Origin of the sequence: Pseudomonas sp. SZ57, assembly GCF_009495975.1 — a bacterium.
In the GTDB taxonomy this organism is placed as follows: domain Bacteria; phylum Pseudomonadota; class Gammaproteobacteria; order Pseudomonadales; family Pseudomonadaceae; genus Aquipseudomonas; species Aquipseudomonas syringae.
The window spans coordinates 660,312-678,058 of sequence record NZ_WIBD01000002.1 but is presented as its reverse complement, the minus strand read 5'-3'; the positions used below and the strand labels follow the sequence as shown (position 1 = coordinate 678,058).

16 protein-coding genes are annotated in these 17,747 nt (G+C 59.8%); 8 read left to right on the top strand and 8 right to left on the bottom strand.

Annotated elements, in window-relative coordinates; all coding sequences use genetic code 11:
* Nucleotides 1-47: 47 nt before the first annotated feature.
* Entirely contained in the window at nucleotides 48-1,136 is a 1,089-nt protein-coding gene (locus GE543_RS03115; protein WP_153220643.1) for an AbrB family transcriptional regulator, read from the bottom strand.
* Between the two features lie 106 nt (nucleotides 1,137-1,242).
* Between GE543_RS03115 and GE543_RS03110 the strand changes: the two genes are divergently transcribed.
* Complete coding sequence (locus GE543_RS03110) at nucleotides 1,243-2,145, top strand: LysR family transcriptional regulator (RefSeq protein ID WP_153220642.1); 903 nt, start codon at nucleotides 1,243-1,245, stop codon at nucleotides 2,143-2,145.
* Between the two features lie 10 nt (nucleotides 2,146-2,155).
* Here the strand turns inward: GE543_RS03110 and GE543_RS03105 are convergent, their stop codons facing one another.
* Nucleotides 2,156-2,674, bottom strand: a complete 519-nt coding sequence (locus GE543_RS03105) for a nucleoside 2-deoxyribosyltransferase (protein ID WP_153220640.1) — start codon at nucleotides 2,672-2,674, stop codon at nucleotides 2,156-2,158.
* A 169-nt stretch (nucleotides 2,675-2,843) separates the two neighbouring features.
* Between GE543_RS03105 and GE543_RS03100 the strand changes: the two genes are divergently transcribed.
* On the top strand, nucleotides 2,844-4,547 hold the full coding sequence (locus GE543_RS03100; protein WP_153220638.1) for a VRR-NUC domain-containing protein: 1,704 nt from the start codon (nucleotides 2,844-2,846) through the stop codon (nucleotides 4,545-4,547).
* Here the strand turns inward: GE543_RS03100 and GE543_RS03095 are convergent.
* Both GE543_RS03095 and GE543_RS03090 read right to left on the bottom strand, forming a co-directional pair.
* The gene (locus tag GE543_RS03095) at nucleotides 4,523-4,825 is read right to left on the bottom strand and encodes a hypothetical protein (protein WP_046235354.1); all 303 of its coding nucleotides are present in this window, start codon (nucleotides 4,823-4,825) and stop codon (nucleotides 4,523-4,525) included. The genes GE543_RS03100 and GE543_RS03095 overlap by 25 nt on opposite strands.
* A 93-nt stretch (nucleotides 4,826-4,918) precedes the next feature.
* Nucleotides 4,919-5,206 carry a hypothetical protein gene (locus GE543_RS03090; RefSeq protein ID WP_032698735.1) on the bottom strand — a complete coding sequence of 96 codons (288 nt, stop codon included), beginning with the start codon at nucleotides 5,204-5,206 and terminating at the stop codon, nucleotides 4,919-4,921.
* A gap of 518 nt (nucleotides 5,207-5,724) precedes the next feature.
* On the opposite strand from GE543_RS03090, the gene pstS reads away from it, so the two are divergent.
* The 4 genes from pstS (at nucleotide 5,725) to pstB (ending at nucleotide 9,487) form a co-directional block, all read left to right on the top strand.
* Nucleotides 5,725-6,750, top strand: a complete 1,026-nt coding sequence (pstS, locus tag GE543_RS03085; RefSeq protein ID WP_371927078.1) for a phosphate ABC transporter substrate-binding protein PstS — start codon at nucleotides 5,725-5,727, stop codon at nucleotides 6,748-6,750.
* A gap of 81 nt (nucleotides 6,751-6,831) precedes the next feature.
* On the top strand, nucleotides 6,832-7,827 hold the full coding sequence (gene pstC / locus GE543_RS03080) for a phosphate ABC transporter permease subunit PstC (protein WP_003371940.1): 996 nt from the start codon (nucleotides 6,832-6,834) through the stop codon (nucleotides 7,825-7,827).
* Nucleotides 7,824-8,708 (top strand): phosphate ABC transporter permease PstA, encoded by an 885-nt coding sequence (gene pstA, locus GE543_RS03075; RefSeq protein ID WP_003396464.1) that lies wholly within the window; start codon nucleotides 7,824-7,826, stop codon nucleotides 8,706-8,708. Before pstC ends, pstA begins: the two co-directional genes overlap by 4 nt.
* Nucleotides 8,708-9,487: a phosphate ABC transporter ATP-binding protein PstB gene (gene pstB / locus GE543_RS03070; RefSeq protein WP_002553918.1), complete on the top strand. Its 780-nt coding sequence runs from the start codon at nucleotides 8,708-8,710 to the stop codon at nucleotides 9,485-9,487. The genes pstA and pstB overlap by 1 nt, the downstream gene beginning before the upstream one ends.
* On the opposite strand, the gene GE543_RS03065 is transcribed toward pstB, so the two are convergent.
* The gene (locus tag GE543_RS03065) at nucleotides 9,488-10,417 is read right to left on the bottom strand and encodes a LysR family transcriptional regulator (RefSeq protein ID WP_153220636.1); all 930 of its coding nucleotides are present in this window, start codon (nucleotides 10,415-10,417) and stop codon (nucleotides 9,488-9,490) included.
* Nucleotides 10,418-10,633: 216 nt separating this feature from the next.
* Here GE543_RS03065 and GE543_RS03060 point away from each other — a divergent pair, with 216 nt between their 5' ends.
* On the top strand, nucleotides 10,634-11,632 hold the full coding sequence (locus GE543_RS03060; RefSeq protein WP_153220634.1) for an alpha/beta fold hydrolase: 999 nt from the start codon (nucleotides 10,634-10,636) through the stop codon (nucleotides 11,630-11,632).
* A 68-nt stretch (nucleotides 11,633-11,700) separates the two neighbouring features.
* On the opposite strand, the gene nirD is transcribed toward GE543_RS03060, so the two are convergent.
* Both nirD and nirB read right to left on the bottom strand, forming a co-directional pair.
* Entirely contained in the window at nucleotides 11,701-12,087 is a 387-nt protein-coding gene (nirD, locus tag GE543_RS03055; RefSeq protein WP_003411481.1) for a nitrite reductase small subunit NirD, read from the bottom strand.
* Nucleotides 12,087-14,648, bottom strand: a complete 2,562-nt coding sequence (gene nirB / locus GE543_RS03050; RefSeq protein WP_153220631.1) for a nitrite reductase large subunit NirB — start codon at nucleotides 14,646-14,648, stop codon at nucleotides 12,087-12,089. Before nirB ends, nirD begins: the two co-directional genes overlap by 1 nt.
* Nucleotides 14,649-15,185: 537 nt before the next feature.
* On the opposite strand from nirB, the gene GE543_RS03045 reads away from it, so the two are divergent.
* A complete protein-coding gene (locus tag GE543_RS03045) occupies nucleotides 15,186-15,680 on the top strand; it encodes a GNAT family N-acetyltransferase (RefSeq protein WP_153220629.1) in 495 nt (164 codons plus the stop codon).
* A gap of 56 nt (nucleotides 15,681-15,736) precedes the next feature.
* On the opposite strand, the gene GE543_RS03040 is transcribed toward GE543_RS03045, so the two are convergent.
* Nucleotides 15,737-17,743 carry a U32 family peptidase gene (locus tag GE543_RS03040; protein ID WP_153220627.1) on the bottom strand — a complete coding sequence of 669 codons (2,007 nt, stop codon included), beginning with the start codon at nucleotides 17,741-17,743 and terminating at the stop codon, nucleotides 15,737-15,739.
* Between the last annotated feature and the right edge of the window lie 4 nt (nucleotides 17,744-17,747).

Here is a 17,747-nt window from a genome sequence, read left to right as displayed (position 1 = left end):
CCACTGGGTCAAGCCTGGGCTTTCGCCTCAAGCCTGAAATCTGCAACTCAAAGCGCAGGGATGCGTTTGTCGGTCAGACGGATGATCTGCCGGGCCAGGAAGCTGCCGGTCAGGATCACGCCGAACAGGCGCAGGGTCTGCATCGCCAGTACGAAACCGACGTCGGCATGTGTATCGATGGCGATAATGGCCATGGTGTCGAGGCCGCCCGGGCTGGTCGCCAGGTACACCGAGAGATAATCCTTGCCCAGCATCACGGCGATCAGCCAGGCCGACACGGCGCAGAGCACGATCAACAGCAATGAGGCCAGAATCATCATCGGTAGCCGTCTCCAGACGTACTGCACCGTCGGCCGGTCGAAACGCAGGCCGACGTAGCAGCCTATGGCACCGTAAGCGATGGGTAGCAACCAGGCCGGAACGGTGATCTGCATCACGCCACTCAGTTGCAGCGCGCCGCCCAGCATCAGTGGCACCAGCAGGGCACCTGCGGGGAGGCGCGAGCCGAGGGTCACGCCTGCGGCAATCACTGCCAGGCTCAGCGCAAGGTCGACAAGGTTCAGGCTGGGCAATGCCGCTGCGCTGGTGTGCAGGGCCGCAGCGGAATCCGGTGCGCCGATGAAATGGCTGACCAGTGCGCCAATGGTGACCACGCAGACGACGCGCACATATTGCATGGTGGCGACGATGCGCGAGTCGGCACCGTAATCCTCGGACATCGCGACCATTGCCGAGGCCGCGCCCGGTGACGTGCCCCAGGCTGCGGTGTTGCTCGGGATACCGGCAAAGCGCACCAGCACCAGCCCAACCGCCGCGCTCAGCACCACCGTGAGGATGGTCGCCAGAAGCATGACGTGCCATGAATGAAGGGCGGTGAGCAGCACGCTGACCGACATGGCATGCGCGATCAGCACGCCAACCGTGCCCTGACCGAGTTGAAAGGCCCGCTTGGGCATGCGGATGCTGGCCCCTGATACGCCAAAGCCGATGGCGACCAGCATGGGCCCGAGGAACATCGCAGCAGGCATATCGAACAGTTTGAGCAGTTGCCCGGCAATGCCGGCCATCAGGATCAGACCCGCCCATTGAGCCAGCGGGGAAAGGGAGGTAAGCGAAAAGCGTGAAGCGTTTGACAAGGACGTTCTCCTTGATTGGGGTAAATCACATGCACACAGTATCGACTTCGCAACCCATCAAGTCTATTTTCTAATAATCATGAATTGATAACTTTGGTTGATAGATATGGACCTGCGCGATCTCACCTATTTCGAAACCATTGCCGAGCTGGGGCACCTCGGACGCGCTGCGGAGAAGCTCAATCGCAGTCAGCCAGCGCTGACCAAAAGCATTCAGCGCCTCGAGGAATCATTCGGCACGCGACTGTTTCAACGTGACGGCCGACGCATCAAACTGACGCCGGTGGGCGAGCTGCTGCAGGCGCGCGGCAAGGAGTTGCAGCAAAGCATCGCCCAGACCCAGCGCGAGATCCGGGATTTCGCCAGTGGCATGGTGGGTAACATCCGTGTCGGCTGCGCCGCGACCATGGCGGAATATTTGATGCCGAAACTGACTTCGGCCTTGTTGCAGCGTACCCCGGACGTCACCTTGAAACTGGTGATAGGCCAGGATGACCTGCTGCGCGAATCACTGCGCTCGGGGCAGCTGGACATGATCATCTGCGCGCTGGCGCCCGACAGTGAAGACGTCACCAGCTTTGCCATACTTAGGGACGAAGCCGTGGTGGTGGCCAGCAAGAATCATCCGATTTTCAAGCCGGCATTGAAAATGAGTGACCTGTGCGCGTATCGCTGGGTACTGCCGCCGGTGAGTGTTTCATCGCGCAAATGGCTGGACGCGACCTTCGCCGCTCACGGCCTGCCGCTGCCGACGGTGCAGATCGAAGCGAACTCGATCTCGCTGTTGCCGGGGCTGATTGCGCGCAGCAATCTGTTGAGCTTCATTGCCCGTGAGTCGCTGGAGTTCGGCAAGACCATGCAGCACCTGCGTGAAGTGCCACTGGAGCAAACCACTCTCAAACGCACCATTGGTGTGACGTTGCGCAAGGGCGGTTATCTGTCACCCGCGGCAGAAGGTATGTTGCAGATGCTGCGCGATAATGGCGGAGACTTTCTGGGTTGGGGCTGACAGCCTGCGCTCAGCCGCTTGCCGGCAGGGCCTGAAAGCCGCTCAGGTACTTTGCCAGCGCCTCTGCGCCCAGCTCCACGGTCGAGCTGGTGCCCGCCCAACTGCAGGCGAGCATCAGGTTGCGCGGCAAGTCGAAGTCCTCAACCATAAAACCATTGGCGTCGAAACCGTTTTCATCGTGGGGAACCAGCTCGCGCAGCGACGCTACCGGTTCAAAGTAAGCCCACACCGGCTTGTTCAGTGCGACCGCCATACCGACTTCGAAGGCCGTGCCCGAATCCGGCTCCAGGCCGCGGAACACGTTGAGGTTGACCAGCATCGCCGAGCAGCGGTGGATCATCGTGACATTCATCGAGTAAATCTGCTGCGCGGTTTCATGCGCTGCTCGTCCGTGCGTGACCTCATTGTCAAACGGGTACAGACCCTCAAGCCCGTGTGCGGCGCACAGAGCCTTGAGATAGCGTCCATGTTCCACGGCGTCGGTCCTGAACACGTCGAAGCCTGCGAGATAAACCAGTGGCGCGTGCATATTCGTCTCTCGGCTGCAGATATTATCGCGCCGATTCTAAGGCGGACCGTCTGCCCGCGATACATGCCATTGATCGGCCGAAACACGATCAGCAGGCGTTTACGCTGGAATCTGTACGGATAACCAGTATCCTTGTTCAGTCTGCTCATTTTTCATGTGAACGCTGGCCTTGAATACTTCGCCCCTCGACAATCCGTTTTATTACCTGGAAAACTTCCGGCAGGTCCTTGGCTGGATTGCCCGGCGCTACGATGACCTGCTCGATGCGACCGAGCGCCGCTTCATCAGCGAGTTTGCCGAGCTGCCGGTGCCCGCTCAGGGGTTGCTGGTACGCATGGTGATGCGCAAGGGCGTGTTGTTTCGGGCCAGCAAACTCGGTTATGTCGAGATTGGCGACCCTCATGACGCGGTATTGCCGCTGCTGGCGCGGGAGTGGGTCGACAGCGCTCCGCCGCTGGGCCTGAGCGAGCTGTTCCAGCTGCTGCGTCGGGATGAGTTGAGCCACTGCTTCAAAGACCACGCGGTCAAGGGCTCTGAGCGCAAGCAGGAATGGTTCGAGCGCCTGCAGCCGATGTACCCGTCGCCGCAGTCCCTCGAACAATGGCACCCGACCTTGTCCGACGCCGTATTCGGCCTGAAGATCATGCCGCTGTGCGATCGCCTGCGCTTGCTGTACTTCGGCAATCTCTACCAGGAATGGTCTGAGTTCGTGCTGGCTGACCTGGGCATCTACCGCTACGAAAAAGTCGAGTTTTCGCTGGAGTCGCGCGGCATTAACCAGCGTGCCGACATTGACGTGTGCCTGCAACTGCATGCCTGCCGGGAAGCCCTGGAAACCTGCCTGGAACTGCATGCGCTGGCCGAGCGTGTCATTGCCATCGAGTGCGGCAACCCGTGGTTGCTCATGCGGCGCGGCAAACTGCTGTTCCGTATCGGGCAACAGGCCGAGCGCATGCAGGACTGGTCTTTGGCGATGGCGGTCTATCGTCAGTCCAGTTACCCCGGCGCGCGCTCGAGGCAAATCCGCGTGCTGGAGCGCAACGCCGAGTACGCAGCGGCGCTGGCGCTGGCGGAGCAGGCCCGTCTGGCACCGGAAAGTGATGCGGAGGTCCAGCACCTGTCACGCGTCTTGCCACGCCTGCAACGCAAGCTCGGCCTGACGGCCGCGCGCAAGCGCACGGTGCGCGCCATTGCGCGGCTGGACGTGCAGGTCACGCCGGTGTCGGGGATGAGTGTCGAGCGTCTGATACGCTTGCACCTCGAAGAAGAGCAGGGCGGGGAGGTGCATTACGTCGAAAATGCGCTGATCAATTCACTGTTCGGGCTGCTGTGCTGGCGGGCCATTTTCGCGCCTTTGCCGGGTGCATTCTTTCATCCGTTTCACAGTGCGCCGAGTGACCTGTACAGCCCTGACTTCTATCAGCGCAGGGCGACGCTGTTCGATGCCTGTCTGATGCAACTGGAGTCGGATGAATACCTGGCGACCATTCGTGAGCATTTTCAGAGCAAATACGGCCTGCAATCACCCTTTGTATTCTGGGGAGCGCTGACGCCAGAGCTTCTGGAGCAGGCACTCTACTGCCTGCCGGCAGAGCACCTGCTTCGCTGGTTTCGTCGGCTGCTGCAGGACATAAAAGCCAACCGGACAGGAATGCCCGACCTGATCCAGTTTTTTCCGGAACAGCGTCGATATCGAATGATCGAGGTAAAGGGGCCGGGTGACCGCCTCCAGGACAACCAACTGCGCTGGCTGGACTTCTGTGCCGAGCATGGCATGCCGGTGGAGGTGTGTTACGTGCAATGGGCGGCTGACGACAATGTCTGTGTCAGTAGCGACCTGTCAGACCTTCAAGGGGCCTTGTGCCCGTCCTGACTGTCCTGGTGATCCGCATCATGAGGTTGTTTCGAATCATGAGGCTTGTCATCCGCACTGCCGTTCTTTCCAGGCAAGGGGTCCATGCCTTTGGTGCCGGGGCTAGTGCCTGGCGCGCCGGGGCTGGTTCCATCGACGTTCTTTTCCGTTCCGGTGCCAGGCACCTTCGGACCGTCGCTGACCGGGTTGGTCGGGCCGGTCGAACCCGCAAATGCATTGGTGCCCGACAAGGCCAAAAATGCCGCGAGGCTTATTGCCCCCAATCTATTCCTGATCATGATGCAACCTCCGTAAGTACTGTGACTGAAACGGTGCCGCGAGAAGGGTAGACCCGCGGGCAGGGCATGGTCCTGCCCGCGTAAGACGCCTGATTACTGAGTCTTGGTCTTTTCAGTAGTGGTGCTCTTGTCGTGCGTACCGTGGGCCGCCTTGTTGTCGTGCTTCATCGAACGCTCGGCTGCCGCTTCCTTGCTTTCAGTCTGCACGCCTGGAGTCTCGGACGAAGTGCGGTCCATCGGCTGGGTATTGGTGCCCGGCAGCTTGGTCGCATTCTTGTTGATCGGGGTTTCAGGGGTGGTGGTCGACTCGGCGAAGACGGCACCCGAAGCTACAGCCATCAGGCCAGCAAGAGTCAGGGCAGTCAGTTTGGTCTTGATCATGGTGCTTACTCCGTTGTTTTAAAGTACTCACGTTGGTCATTGGCCAGTGGCCATAGGTGCCGTCGAACCCGACGAACGGTAGATATCTTCGATGCATCAAGGCTTACGCCGTTGCTATCCACCTTGAGAGTGATCGCGCGCTTTTTTCGGTCATTCATGCACCTCTTAGCACTGTCGACAGCAAAGTTTTAAGTTGATTTAGCTATAACGTGACCGCTCGGTCATTTACAACGATTCTTAAAATCACACTTTCTTACATTTTTATAACGAAGCTGGCACTCCGCTATCTGATGGGTGGTGGCAGAACGCTATTTTGCCTGGCGCGACGCGAATCCCCCGTAAACATTGGCTTTAAAAGGGGTTTTCATCGCCAGCGACGTAGGAAATCACTTACAAAAAAGTTCCCTTACCGACACGATTCGTTGGATTGTCATTAAACAGCAACATTTGAGGTTTTAAATCCGCCTCGGGCCTCCTTAAGTGGACCACCACACAATCTCCTGGACTGAGGTATTACCGTGATTCTGCTGACTAAAAAACGCTTGTCGCTTCTGATCGCATCGCTGTGCCTTAGCGGTGTGGCTCACGCGACTGATGTAACAGGCGCTGGTTCGAGTTTCGTCTACCCGGTTATTTCGGCGTGGTCCCAGGACTACAGCAAGAGCAAGGATAACCGTATCAACTATCAGTCCATCGGTTCGGGTGGTGGTATTGCCCAGATTAAGGCGGCGACCGTTGACTTCGGTGCATCCGACGCCCCGATGTCTGCAGAAGACCTGCAGGCCGGCGGCCTGGGCCAGTTCCCAAGCGTGATCGGCGGTATCGTACCGATCGTCAACGTCGAAGGCATCGAAAGCGGCGCACTGAAGCTGGACGGTCCAACCCTCGCCAAGATCTTCATGGGCAAGATCACGAAGTGGAACGACCCTGCAATCGTCGCGCTGAACCCTAGCTTGAAAGATCACCTGAAAGATGTCGCCATCACCGTCGTTCACCGTTCGGACGGTTCGGGCACCACGTACAACTTCACCAACTACCTGAGCAAAGTCAGCCCGGAGTGGAACACTGAGCTGAAGTTCGGTTCGACCGTACAATGGCCAGCAGGCGTGGGCGGCAAGGGTAACGAAGGTGTTTCGGCCTACGTGAAGCAGATCAAGGGTTCGATCGGCTACGTCGAGTACTCCTACGCGACCACCAACAAGCTGTCCTACACCCAGCTGAAAAACGCCGCCGGTGAATTCATCAAGCCTGATGCCAAGGCATTTGCTGCTGCCGCTGACACTGCCGACTGGGCAAGCGCCAAAGACTTCAACCTGATCATGACCAACGCGCCGGGTAAGGATGCATGGCCGATCACCGCGACCACCTGGATCATCATGTACAAGAAAGCCAAGAACGAAGAGAAAAGCACGGCTGCTTTCGACTTCTTCAAATGGTCCCTGGAAAACGGCCAGAAGCAGGCCGAGAAACTGGAATATGTAGCATTGCCGAAATCGCTGGTTGATCGCGTGGAAAGCTACTGGAAAACGGAATTCACCAAGTAAGTGATTCAACCCGTACCACCCCTGCCATCAGCCGCGATATCGGCTCGGTGACAGGGGCTTTTCCTTGCGAGTGGCCTCAACATGACTGAAAACACCCAATACCTGTCCGCTAACGTCTCCGCTGGTGAGTCCGAGGGCGAGAAGCGCGCCAAACGGGATCATCGTCATGACCTGTGGTTCAAGCGTTCATTGCAGGCTGCAGCGATGCTGGTGCTTGCTTTGCTGGGTTGTATTGCCTTGTCGACCCTGTGGGGCGGCAGTCTGGCATTCCAGACTTTCGGGTTTGGCTTTCTGACCAGCACCGAGTGGGACGTGAACGCCGGCAAGTTCGGTGCTCTGGTTCCGATCTACGGCACCCTGGTTACCTCTTTTCTGGCTTTGCTGATCGCCGTACCGGTGAGTTTCGGCATTGCAATCTTTCTTACCGAAGTAGCGCCGCCTTGGTTGCGCATGCCGATCGCCTCGGCCATCGAGCTGTTGGCCGGTATCCCTTCGATCATCTACGGCATGTGGGGGCTGTTTGTCTTCGGCCCGTTCATGGCTGAACACCTGTCGCCGTGGATCACCGAAAACCTTGGCGCACTGCCGCTGATCGGTCCGATGTTCCAAGGGCCGCCGCTGGGTATCGGCATGCTGACTGCCGGTATCGTGCTGGCGATCATGATCACGCCGTTCATTACCTCGGTGATGCAGGAAGTCTTCCGCACCGTGCCCGTGGCCCTCAAAGAGTCGGCCTATGCACTGGGCGGTACAACCTGGGAAGTGGTCTGGGACATCGTGCTGCCTTACACCCGTTCGGCCGTGGTCGGCGGTGTGTTCCTCGGGCTGGGACGCGCGCTCGGCGAAACCATGGCGGTAACCTTCGTACTGGGCAACGCGCATCAGTTCTCGGCTTCGCTGATGATGCCGAGCAGTTCGATCGCTTCGGTGATCGCCAACGAGTTCAACGAGGCCTATACCGACTTGCACCGTTCGGCACTGATTGCCCTTGGCTTCCTGTTGTTCGTCGTCACCTTCATCGTGCTGGCCCTTGCACGCCTGATGCTGTCGCGCCTTTCGCGTAAGGAGGGGTTATGAGTAAGGATGTGACCGGCAGCGAGCACCTGTATCGGGTTCGCAGTTTCAAGAACAAGATTGCGATGGTGCTCAGCTGTGGTGCCACTGCCTTCGGCCTGCTGTGGCTGGTGTGGATTCTGCTGACCACCATCATCAAGGGCATCGACGCGCTCAATCTGCAACTGTTCACCGGCATGACTCCGCCGCCCGGTACCGAGGGTGGCCTGGCCAACGCGTTCTACGGCAGCGTGCTGATGTCCGGCATCGGCCTGCTGATCGGTACGCCGATCGGCCTGATGGCCGGCATCTGGCTGGCCGAGTTCGCCCGTTACACCAAACTGGGCAACACGGTTCGCTTCATCAACGACATCCTGCTGTCGGCACCGTCCATCGTGCTCGGCCTGTTCGTCTACACCGTCGTGGTACTGCCACTCAACGCGGTGACAGGCCATCAGGTGGGCTTTTCGGCGATTGCCGGTGCGCTGGCCCTGGCATTGCTGGTGATCCCGGTGGTGGTGCGTACCACTGACGAAATGATGCAACTGCAACCCTCGACCATGCGTGAAGCTGCGCTGGCGCTGGGTGTACCGCAATGGAAGCTGACCCTGCAAATCGTCCTTCGCGCGGCCAAGGCTGGTGTGGTAACCGGCGTATTGCTCGCATTGGCACGCATCACCGGCGAAACCGCGCCGCTGCTGTTCACCGCTTTCGGCAACCAGTTCTGGAGCAGCGATCTGCTCAAACCAATCGCCAGTGTTCCGGTGGTGGTTTTCCAGTACGCCATGAGCCCGTTCGATGACTGGCACTCCCTGGCATGGGCCGGTGCGCTGGTCATGACGTTGTTCGTACTGATACTGAGTCTGCTGTCTCGCTTAATTCTTCTGCGCAATAGGGCGTCCTGATGAACAACCTTTCCCTGGCCAACGAAAAAACCAAGATCCAAGTACGCGGTCTGGAGTTTTTCTATAACAACCAGAAGTCGTTGAAGTCCATCGACATGACCATCCCCGAGAAGCGCATCACTGCGATCATCGGCCCGTCGGGTTGCGGTAAATCGACCCTGCTGCGCGTCTTCAACCGCATTTACGCGATGTACCCGAAGCAGGAAGCGCGCGGTGAAGTGCTGCTCAATGGCGAGAACATCCTGGCGCCAGGCTATTCGATGAACCGCTTGCGCAGTCATGTGGGCATGGTGTTCCAGAAGCCGGTGCCGTTCCCGATGTCGATCTACGACAACATTTCCTACGCCATCAAGCACCACGAAAAACTGTCGCGTCGGGAAATGGAAGATCGCGTCGAGCAGGCCCTGCGTGGCGCGGCCTTGTGGGACGAGGTCAAGGACAAGCTCAAGCAGAGCGCGACCGGCCTGTCCGGTGGTCAGCAGCAGCGTCTGTGCATCGCCCGCACCATCGCGCTGCGTCCTCAGGTATTGCTGCTCGACGAGCCGACCTCGGCACTTGACCCGATTTCCACAGGACGTATCGAACAGCTGATCACCGAGCTTAAAGAGCAGTTCACCGTGATCATCGTGACCCACAACATGCAGCAGGCGGCGCGTTGCTCCGACTACACCGCCTTCATGTTCATGGGTGAACTGATCGAGCACGGCGACACCGATACCATCTTCACCAAGCCCTCCAAGACCCAGACCGAAGATTACATCACCGGTCGTTTCGGCTGATCATCCGGCCAGGGCGGGCGCTTCCTGGCGCTCGCCCATGAACTCCTCGATCCTGTTGCGCAGCCAACGCTCGGCAGGGTCGCTGTCCATCACACTCAGCCACGTCATCGACAGGTCCAGCCCCGGCGTGGGGAAGGGCAGTGGCTCGTCATACAGCAAACCCAGTGCGCTCATGGCCTTTGCCGCGTAGTCGGAGAGCCCCGAAATCATGTCGGTGCCGGCCATCAAGGCGGGCAGGGTGGCGAACTGCGGCACCGACAACACCACCTGACGCTTGCGCCCCAGCGCGGTCAGCCACTCATCGGAGAAACTACTGACACTCGCGACGTGCGACACCACGACGTGCGGGCGCGAGCAGTATTCGTCCAGGCTCATGGGGCTGGCAGGCTTGTCGGCGCGCACCAGCCTCGGCTGCACGTTACGCAGGGTCTTGCGCTTGGCGTTGGCCGGCAGTTCACGGGTCAGGCAGACGCCGATGGTGATGTCGCCGGACATCAGCACCTCGGAAATATTCAGGTAGTCGACATGCTTGACCACGATCACCACGCCGGGCGCTTCTTCGCGGATGGCCTTGAGCATCGCCGGTAACAGGCCGAATTCGACGTCATCGGTCAGGCCGATGCGAAAGGTCATCTTGCTGACTGATGGATCGAAGTCGGTGGTAAGGCTGAGCGCCGTGGACATGGCGTCCAGCGCGGGCGTCAGGTGCTTGAGAATCTCGTGAGCGCGTGCGGTGGGTTCCATACGATGGCCGACGCGGATGAACAGCGGGTCGTTGAGCAGACTGCGCAGACGATTCAAGGCAGCGCTTATCGTGGGTTGGCCGAGAAACAGTTTTTCGGCTGCGCGGGTGACGTTACGCTCCTGCATCAATGTTTCGAATACCACCATCAGGTTGATGTCGGCCTTGCGCAGTTCATTTCGATTCATTGCTGTTCCTTGGCATCAGACCTGGACGGCCAAGTCTAGGCAGTCAGCACAGAAGGCGTCCAGCATTTTGCCTCTGCATGATGAAACGTCTGCTTACGGTTCTTCAAGCAGGAAAAGGGCGAATCTGTAGGGGGAAACAGGGTCTACTGGCGGGCCTGCGGTTTAACGTAAAAACCGCCGCAGATTCCCGAACCCTAGCTACAGGAGGTGCCCCTTATGCGGGCTGCAAAGATTGCCGGCATGTTGATGTCGTTGACGCTGTCAGGCGCAGCACTGGCTGAGACGCCCGGTTATGGCCAGCAACTGGAAGGTTTCACGTACCCCCATGCGCTGCACAAATTCAGTTTCCAGTCCCAGGGCCAGACGCTGGAAATGGGTTACATGGACGTCGCGCCCAGCGGCAAGGCGAATGGCCGCACCGCAGTGCTGCTGCATGGCAAGAATTTTTGCGCTGCGACCTGGGAAGACACCATCAAGGGACTGAGTGCCGCGGGCTATCGCGTTGTCGCACCTGATCAGATCGGTTTCTGCACCTCGACCAAGCCGGAGCACTATCAGTACAGCTTCCAGCAGTTGTCGATGAATACCCATGCGCTGCTGGAAAAGCTGGGTATCGACAAGGCCTCTGTGATCGGTCACTCCACGGGCGGCATGCTCGCTACGCGTTACGCGTTGATGTACCCGAAACAGACCGAGAAGCTGGTGATGGTCAACCCTATCGGCCTCGAGGACTGGAAAGCACTCGGCGTGCCTTACCGCAGCGTCGACCAGTGGTATGAACGGGAACTGAAGACCACCGCCGAAGGCATTCGCGCCTACGAGCAGAAGACTTACTATGATGGCCGCTGGAAGCCTGAGTATGACAAGTGGGTCGACATGCTGGCCGGTCTGAACAAAGGGCCGGGGCACAAGATCGTGGCCTGGAACTCGGCGTTGATCTACGACATGATTTTCACCCAGCCGGTGTTCTACGAGTTTCCCAGGTTGCAGGTGCCGACGGTGCTGATGATTGGCGACGCCGATACCACTGCCATCGGCAGCGACATCGCGCCGCCTGAGGTCAAGGCGAAGATCGGCAATTACAAGGTATTGGGCAAGCAGGTGGCGCAGATGATTCCAGGCGCCAGGCTGGTGGAGTTCAAGGGCAAGGGCCATGCCCCGCAGATGGAAGACCCGCAGAGCTTCAACAAGGCGCTGGTCTCCGAGCTTCAATAAGCTGCAAGAAATGCCCCGCAGCAACCTGGTCCGACAGCGACCAGGTTGTCTGCGACTGGCATTGTCGATTAAACGGCAATCTCTACCTGATCACCCTTGAGCCTTACCGGCCAGACGTCGAGCCGCTGTTCCGGGTATTCGATGCAACTGCCGTCGTGCAGGCGAAAGTGCTGCTTGTACAGCGGTGAGGCGATGACCAGCTCGCCCGCGATCTGCCCGATCAGACCACGCCCGATCACGTTGGCCCCCGATTTGGGATCGCGGTTGTCGATAGCAAAAAGCTGCTCGCCCTGCGCGGTTTCGGGCAGGTAGAACAGCGCGACCTGCGCGCCGTCCAGCCACGCCACGACGCCTGAATTGGCGACCAGATCCGCGCGTCCGCACAGGGTTTGCCAGTGAGGCTGCGCTGCCGTGGGCGCGTTTTCGCCAGCGAGTATCGTCTGAGACACGTTCATCACACCACCTCCTTGAACAACGGGATAAGGGCCAGCTCTTCGGGTTTTGCCGGACGACGCTGGGCGCGTTCCTTGACGAACTGCACGTCGGGGTCAGCACGCCCGTCGTTGACGAAGGTGCGGAAGCGCTTGAGTTTTTCCGGGTCCTTGAGGGCGTTGGCCCATTCGCATTCGTAGCGGTCGACCACCAGTTGCATCTGCGACTCCAGCTCTGCGGCCAGGCCCAGGCTGTCGTCGATGATGACCGCCTTGAGATACTCGAGGCCGCCTTCCAGCGTTTCACGCCAGACCGAAGTACGCTGCAGCTTGTCGGCGGTGCGGATGTAGAGCATCAGAAAGCGGTCGATGTAACGAATCAGGGTTTCGTCATCCAGATCGGTGGCGAACAACTCGGCGTGACGCGGACGCATGCCGCCGTTGCCGCACAGGTAAAGGTTCCAGCCGTTCTCGGTGGCAATCACGCCGACGTCCTTGCTCTGCGCTTCGGCGCATTCGCGGGTGCAGCCGGACACGGCGAACTTGAGCTTGTGCGGTGAGCGCAGGCCCTTGTAACGGTCCTCGATGCGTAGCGCCATGGCGACGCTGTCCTGCACGCCGTAGCGGCACCAGGTGCTGCCGACGCAGGATTTAACCGTACGGGTCGACTTGCCGTAGGCATGGCCGGTCTCGAAGCCTGCCTCGATCAGCTCGCTCCAGATATCCGGCAACTCGTGCAGCTGCGCGCCGAACAGGTCGATGCGCTGGCCGCCGGTGATCTTGGTGTACAAGTCGTATTTTTTCGCCACCGCGCCAATCGCAATCAGGCCGTCCGGGGTAATTTCACCACCCGGAATACGTGGCACCACCGAGTAGGTGCCGTTTTTCTGCATGTTGGCCATGAAGGTGTCGTTGGTGTCCTGCAGTGGCACCAGCGAAGGCTCCGTGATGGGGCGGTTCCAGCACGACGCCAGGATCGAGCCGACTGCGGGCTTGCAGATGTCGCAGCCATGCGCGCCTTTGCCATGGCGAGTCAGCAGCTCATCAAAGGTCTCGATGCCTTCGACGCGGACCATCGAGTACAACTCCTGGCGGGTATAAGCAAAGTGTTCGCAGAGGCTTTTGTCGACCGCCACGCCGCGAGCCATCAGTTCATGCTCGAAAACCTGTTTGAGCAGTGCGGTGCAACCGCCGCAGCCGGTGGCCGCCTTGGTGCAGGACTTGATTGCGGCCAGATCGGTGCACCCATTGTCGATAGCCGAGCACACGGCGCCTTTGCTGACGTTATGGCAGGAGCAGATGGTCGCTGTGGCGGGCAGGGCATCGGCGCCCAGCGTCGGCGCGCCTTCGCCACGCGGCAGAATCAGGCTCGATGGGTCGGCGGGCAGCGGGATGCCGTTCTGCGCATATTGCAGCAGCGTGTCGTAGTAGCTGTTATCGCCGACCAGCACCGCGCCGAGCACCTGTTTGCCATCGGCCGACACCACCAGGCGACGGTAGCTGGCGGTGGCTTCGTCAATGAAGCGATAACTGACCGCCCCGGCCAGCGCGCCGTGTGCATCACCGATGGAGCCGACGTCCACGCCCAGCAGTTTGAGCTTGGTGGACATGTCGGCGCCGAAGAATGCGTCAGTATCCTGTTCGCACAACTGCGCTGCCACGCCACGGGCCATTTGATAACCGGGCGCAACCAGACCGAACACACTGCCGTTCCAGGCTGCGCATTCGCCGATGGCATAGATATCGGCGTCGCTGGTGCGGCAGTGCTCGTCGATTGCGATGCCACCGCGTGGGCCGAGCGCCAGTTCACACTGACGGGCCAGGGCGTCTTGCGGACGAATACCTGCGGAGAACACGATCAGGTCGGTTTCGAGAAACTCGTCATTGGCAAAGTTCATGCGATAGCGGTACTGCTTGCCGTCGCTGATCGACTGCGTGGCGCGGGACAAATGCACGCCGACGCCCAGCGCTTCGATACGCGCTTTCAACGCAGCGCCACCGAGCTCATCCAGTTGCACCGGCATGAGACGCGGCGCGAACTCGACGACATGGGCTTCCAGCCCCAGCGATTTAAGCGCATTGGCCGCTTCCAGCCCCAGCAGACCGCCGCCGACCACGACGCCCCGGCGGGCTTTCGTCGCGGCATAGCGAATGCTGTCCAGGTCCTCCAGTGTGCGATAGACCAGCCGGGAATTGCCTCGGGCGCCTTCGATAGGCGGTACGAACGGGTAGGAGCCGGTGGCCAGAATCAGCTTGTCGTACCCGAAGCAGCCTTCGGCGGTGATGATTTCGTGACGATCACGGTCAATTTCCAGCACCGGTACGCCGAGGTGCAGCGTCAGGCCGGGTTGTTCGTAAACGGACATCTCGCTCATGGCCAGTGATTCGGCGTCGCGGCCGGTGAAGTATTCGGACAGGTGCACGCGGTCGTAGGCGCGCTGTGTTTCTTCGCCAAAGACGTGGATGCGATAACGCTCGAGTGCGCCGCCTGCGATCAACTGCTCGACGCAATGATGTCCGACCATGCCATTACCGACGACGATCAGGGTTTTTACATCGTTGAGGGGGAAGACTGTGGTGTTCATAGCGAGTCCCGGCCGAGGCCAATCAGGTTTTTCAAAGCAAAAAAAAAGCGCCCGGAACCGTTCGGTTCCAGGCGCCTTTGCCTGTTGTCTTATTGGGTATTCGGGGGTGTCATCGAGCCACGTTGCCGGAAGCACCCGAGTAGCCCTCTGGTCTTTGCGAGACTGGCGATCCACGTCGATCAACCGGGGCGGCCCGACCACATTCATGGTGGGGTTGTTGAGGATTATGCAGAGGTTGTGCCAGCTTGCGCCGGCAGCGCTTCAAGCCCGAATTGGCAATGCCCGCAAGGCTGAGTAGCGTTTACGAAGGCGTCTGGCGCAGGATTTTTCCTGCCTTGCATTGGTGCGCATCAAGGGGGCTGCGCTGTAAAGCTGTGCGCTGTACGCTGAGCGCTCCGGGTGGGAATGCCTGTCGTGACGCTCCGCGTCACAATTCTGCGCCGCGCCGCCTGCTCTATAGTTAAGCCGTGCGTCCAGAAGCCCAAGTCTGGCGTAACATTTGTATCACCCTGCAATTCGCCCAATAAGTCCGTGCTCATGAACATCACTATCACCGAAGTACACCCCTCCGAAATTCCGCACACCGTCGATTTCGTCATGCGTGCGCGCGCCGGGATCTTCCCCTTGCTCGACACCGTCACCGTTCCGCCCGATCTGGCCGGTTTCGAGCAGGTGTATCTGAACGGTGAGGACGGCAAGTTTCTGATCGCCCGCAGTGAAGGGCAGATCATCGCGGCTGTGGGCTACCTGCCATACGATCATCGTTTCCCGCAGTTCGATTACCGCGGGCGCAAAACCGTCGAGATCGTACGTCTGTTCGTCACGCCGGAGTTTCGTGGCGACGGGCTGGCCAGCCGCTTGTGTCAGGCGCTCTGGGCCCATGCCGAGGCAGGTGGCATAGAGGTTTTGTACCTGCATACCCATCCGTTTCTGCCCGGCGCGATCCGTTTCTGGGAGAAGCAGGGCTTTGCTGTAACCGATGTGGAGAGCGATCCGGTGTGGAACACCACTCATATGGAGCGCGTTATTTAAGAGGCCTTTATCAGAAGACAGAAAGGGGCTGGCAGGGCGCCAACCCCTTGTACCGATCAGTGCGGAGAACGCTGGCGCGCAGTCTTGAGCAGGTCTTCCGGCGTGATGTGGCCGACCACCGATTTGGCCGCCGCGCTGCCGGGGAGCGGCAAGTCGAGAATGTGACCTTTCATCTTGCCGATCACGTGCATTTCGCAAGGCTTGCAATCGAACTTGAGGGTCAGCACTTCATCACCGTGCACCAGTTGCATCGGCGCGACCTTGGTGCGCACGCCCGTCACACCTTTGGCCTGTTTCGGGCACAGGTTAAAAGAGAAACGCAGGCAATGCTTGGTGATCATCACCGGCACTTCGCCGGTCTCTTCGTGGGCCTCGTAGGCCGCGTCGATCAGCTGTACGCCGTGGCGATGATAGAAGTCGCGAGCCTTCTGGTTGTAGACGTTGGCCAGAAAAGACAAGTGCGACTCCGGGTACACCGGTGGCGGGGTGGTCTCGGCCTTACGTCCGCCGCGCGGATGAGCCTTGATGCGGGCTTCGGTCAGCGCCTCGATGGCGTCGCGGCGCAGGGTCTTGAGCTGCGAGTTGGGTACGAAGAACGCCTGTGGCGCGTCAAGCCTGACGTCCTGAGCATGATAGATCGTGGTGCCCAGTTGGGTGAGCAGGTCACGCAGCTGATCCAGCGCCTGCTCGGGCTTGTTGGCCGTGCCGAATGGCCCATCGAGGCCGACGGTGACGCTCACGCCTTCTTCGCTGGTGGCTTTCAGGCTCAAATGATCTTCGCGCAGCGTGACCTGCCACTTAACGCCGATACGACGCTCGGCCGAGGTCTTGAGCAGCGCTTGTTGCCAGTTGTGGTCCAGGTTGCGGTTCAGCGGATGATTGGGGCGTAGGCCGGAAAGGGCCGCGGGCATCTCGTTGGGCTCCACGCGATAGCGCCAGCGCTTCTGGCCGTCCTCTTCGAACTCGCCCTTGAGCTCGGCGATGTTGGCGCGGAAGCCCACCACTTCACGCTTGATCTGCACATTGAGGCCATCGCCGTTGGACAGCGGCTCATGGGTCACGGCGATCAGGTCGCGTTTGCCAAGCTTTTCAACGGTGCCCACCGCCAGACCGGTAAAGGTCGGTGTGTCGAACGCGCCGATGTCGATCTTGCGGTCGCTGACGAAATAATCGGTGCTGCCGCGATGAAAGGTCTTTTCCGGGTCCGGCACGAAAAAGTGCGCGGTACGGCCGCTGGAAGCACGTGCCAGGTCCGTGCGGTCTTCGAGAATCTCGTCCAGACGCTGGCGATAATAAGCGGTGATGTTTTTTACGTAGCCCGCATCCTTGTAGCGCCCTTCGATCTTGAACGAGCGCACGCCGGCGTCCACCAGAGCACGCAGGTTGGCGCTCTGGTTGTTGTCTTTCATCGACAACAGATGCTTTTCGAAGGCCACAACGCGGCCCTGATCGTCCTTGAGGGTGTACGGCAGGCGGCAGGCTTGCGAGCAGTCACCACGGTTGGCGCTGCGGCCGTTTTGCGCGTGGGAAATATTGCACTGCCCGGAGAACGCCACGCACAGTGCGCCGTGGATGAAGAATTCGATGGCCGCGTCGGTCTCGTCAGCGATTGCGCGGATTTCCTGCAGGTTCAGTTCGCGGGCCAGCACCAGTTGCGAGAAACCGGCCTGATCGAGAAACTTCGCCCGGCTCAGGGTGCGAATATCGGTTTGCGTACTGGCGTGCAGTTCGATGGGCGGAATGTCCATCTCCATCACCCCGAGGTCCTGCACGATCAACGCGTCAACGCCGGCGTCGTAGAGCTGGTGAATCAGCTTGCGCGCGGGCTCCAGTTCGTCGTCATGGAGGATGGTGTTGATGGTGGTGAAGATCCGCGCGTGGTAGCGGTGCGCGAATTTGACCAGCTCGGCAATGTCACTGACCTCGTTGCAGGCGTTGTGCCGCGCACCAAAGCTCGGCCCGCCGATATACACCGCATCGGCACCATGCAGGATGGCTTCACGGGCGATGGTCACATCCCGTGCAGGGCTGAGCAATTCCAGGTGGTGCTTGGGTAACGACATGGCA

Bases quoted from the DNA above. Each gene is read 5' to 3' on its own strand.
- GE543_RS03110 (WP_153220642.1), top strand. From the start codon at position 1,243: ATGGACCTGCGCGATCTCACCTATTTCGAAACCATTGCCGAGCTGGGG.
- GE543_RS03105 (WP_153220640.1), bottom strand. From the start codon at position 2,674: ATGCACGCGCCACTGGTTTATCTCGCAGGCTTCGACGTGTTCAGGACC.
- GE543_RS03095 (WP_046235354.1), bottom strand. From the start codon at position 4,825: ATGATCAGGAATAGATTGGGGGCAATAAGCCTCGCGGCATTTTTGGCC.
- GE543_RS03090 (WP_032698735.1), bottom strand. From the start codon at position 5,206: ATGATCAAGACCAAACTGACTGCCCTGACTCTTGCTGGCCTGATGGCT.
- pstC (WP_003371940.1), top strand. From the start codon at position 6,832: ATGACTGAAAACACCCAATACCTGTCCGCTAACGTCTCCGCTGGTGAG.
- pstA (WP_003396464.1), top strand. From the start codon at position 7,824: ATGAGTAAGGATGTGACCGGCAGCGAGCACCTGTATCGGGTTCGCAGT.
- pstB (WP_002553918.1), top strand. From the start codon at position 8,708: ATGAACAACCTTTCCCTGGCCAACGAAAAAACCAAGATCCAAGTACGC.
- GE543_RS03065 (WP_153220636.1), bottom strand. From the start codon at position 10,417: ATGAATCGAAATGAACTGCGCAAGGCCGACATCAACCTGATGGTGGTA.
- GE543_RS03060 (WP_153220634.1), top strand. From the start codon at position 10,634: ATGCGGGCTGCAAAGATTGCCGGCATGTTGATGTCGTTGACGCTGTCA.
- nirD (WP_003411481.1), bottom strand. From the start codon at position 12,087: ATGAACGTGTCTCAGACGATACTCGCTGGCGAAAACGCGCCCACGGCA.
- nirB (WP_153220631.1), bottom strand. From the start codon at position 14,648: ATGAACACCACAGTCTTCCCCCTCAACGATGTAAAAACCCTGATCGTC.
- GE543_RS03045 (WP_153220629.1), top strand. From the start codon at position 15,186: ATGAACATCACTATCACCGAAGTACACCCCTCCGAAATTCCGCACACC.
- GE543_RS03040 (WP_153220627.1), bottom strand. From the start codon at position 17,743: ATGTCGTTACCCAAGCACCACCTGGAATTGCTCAGCCCTGCACGGGAT.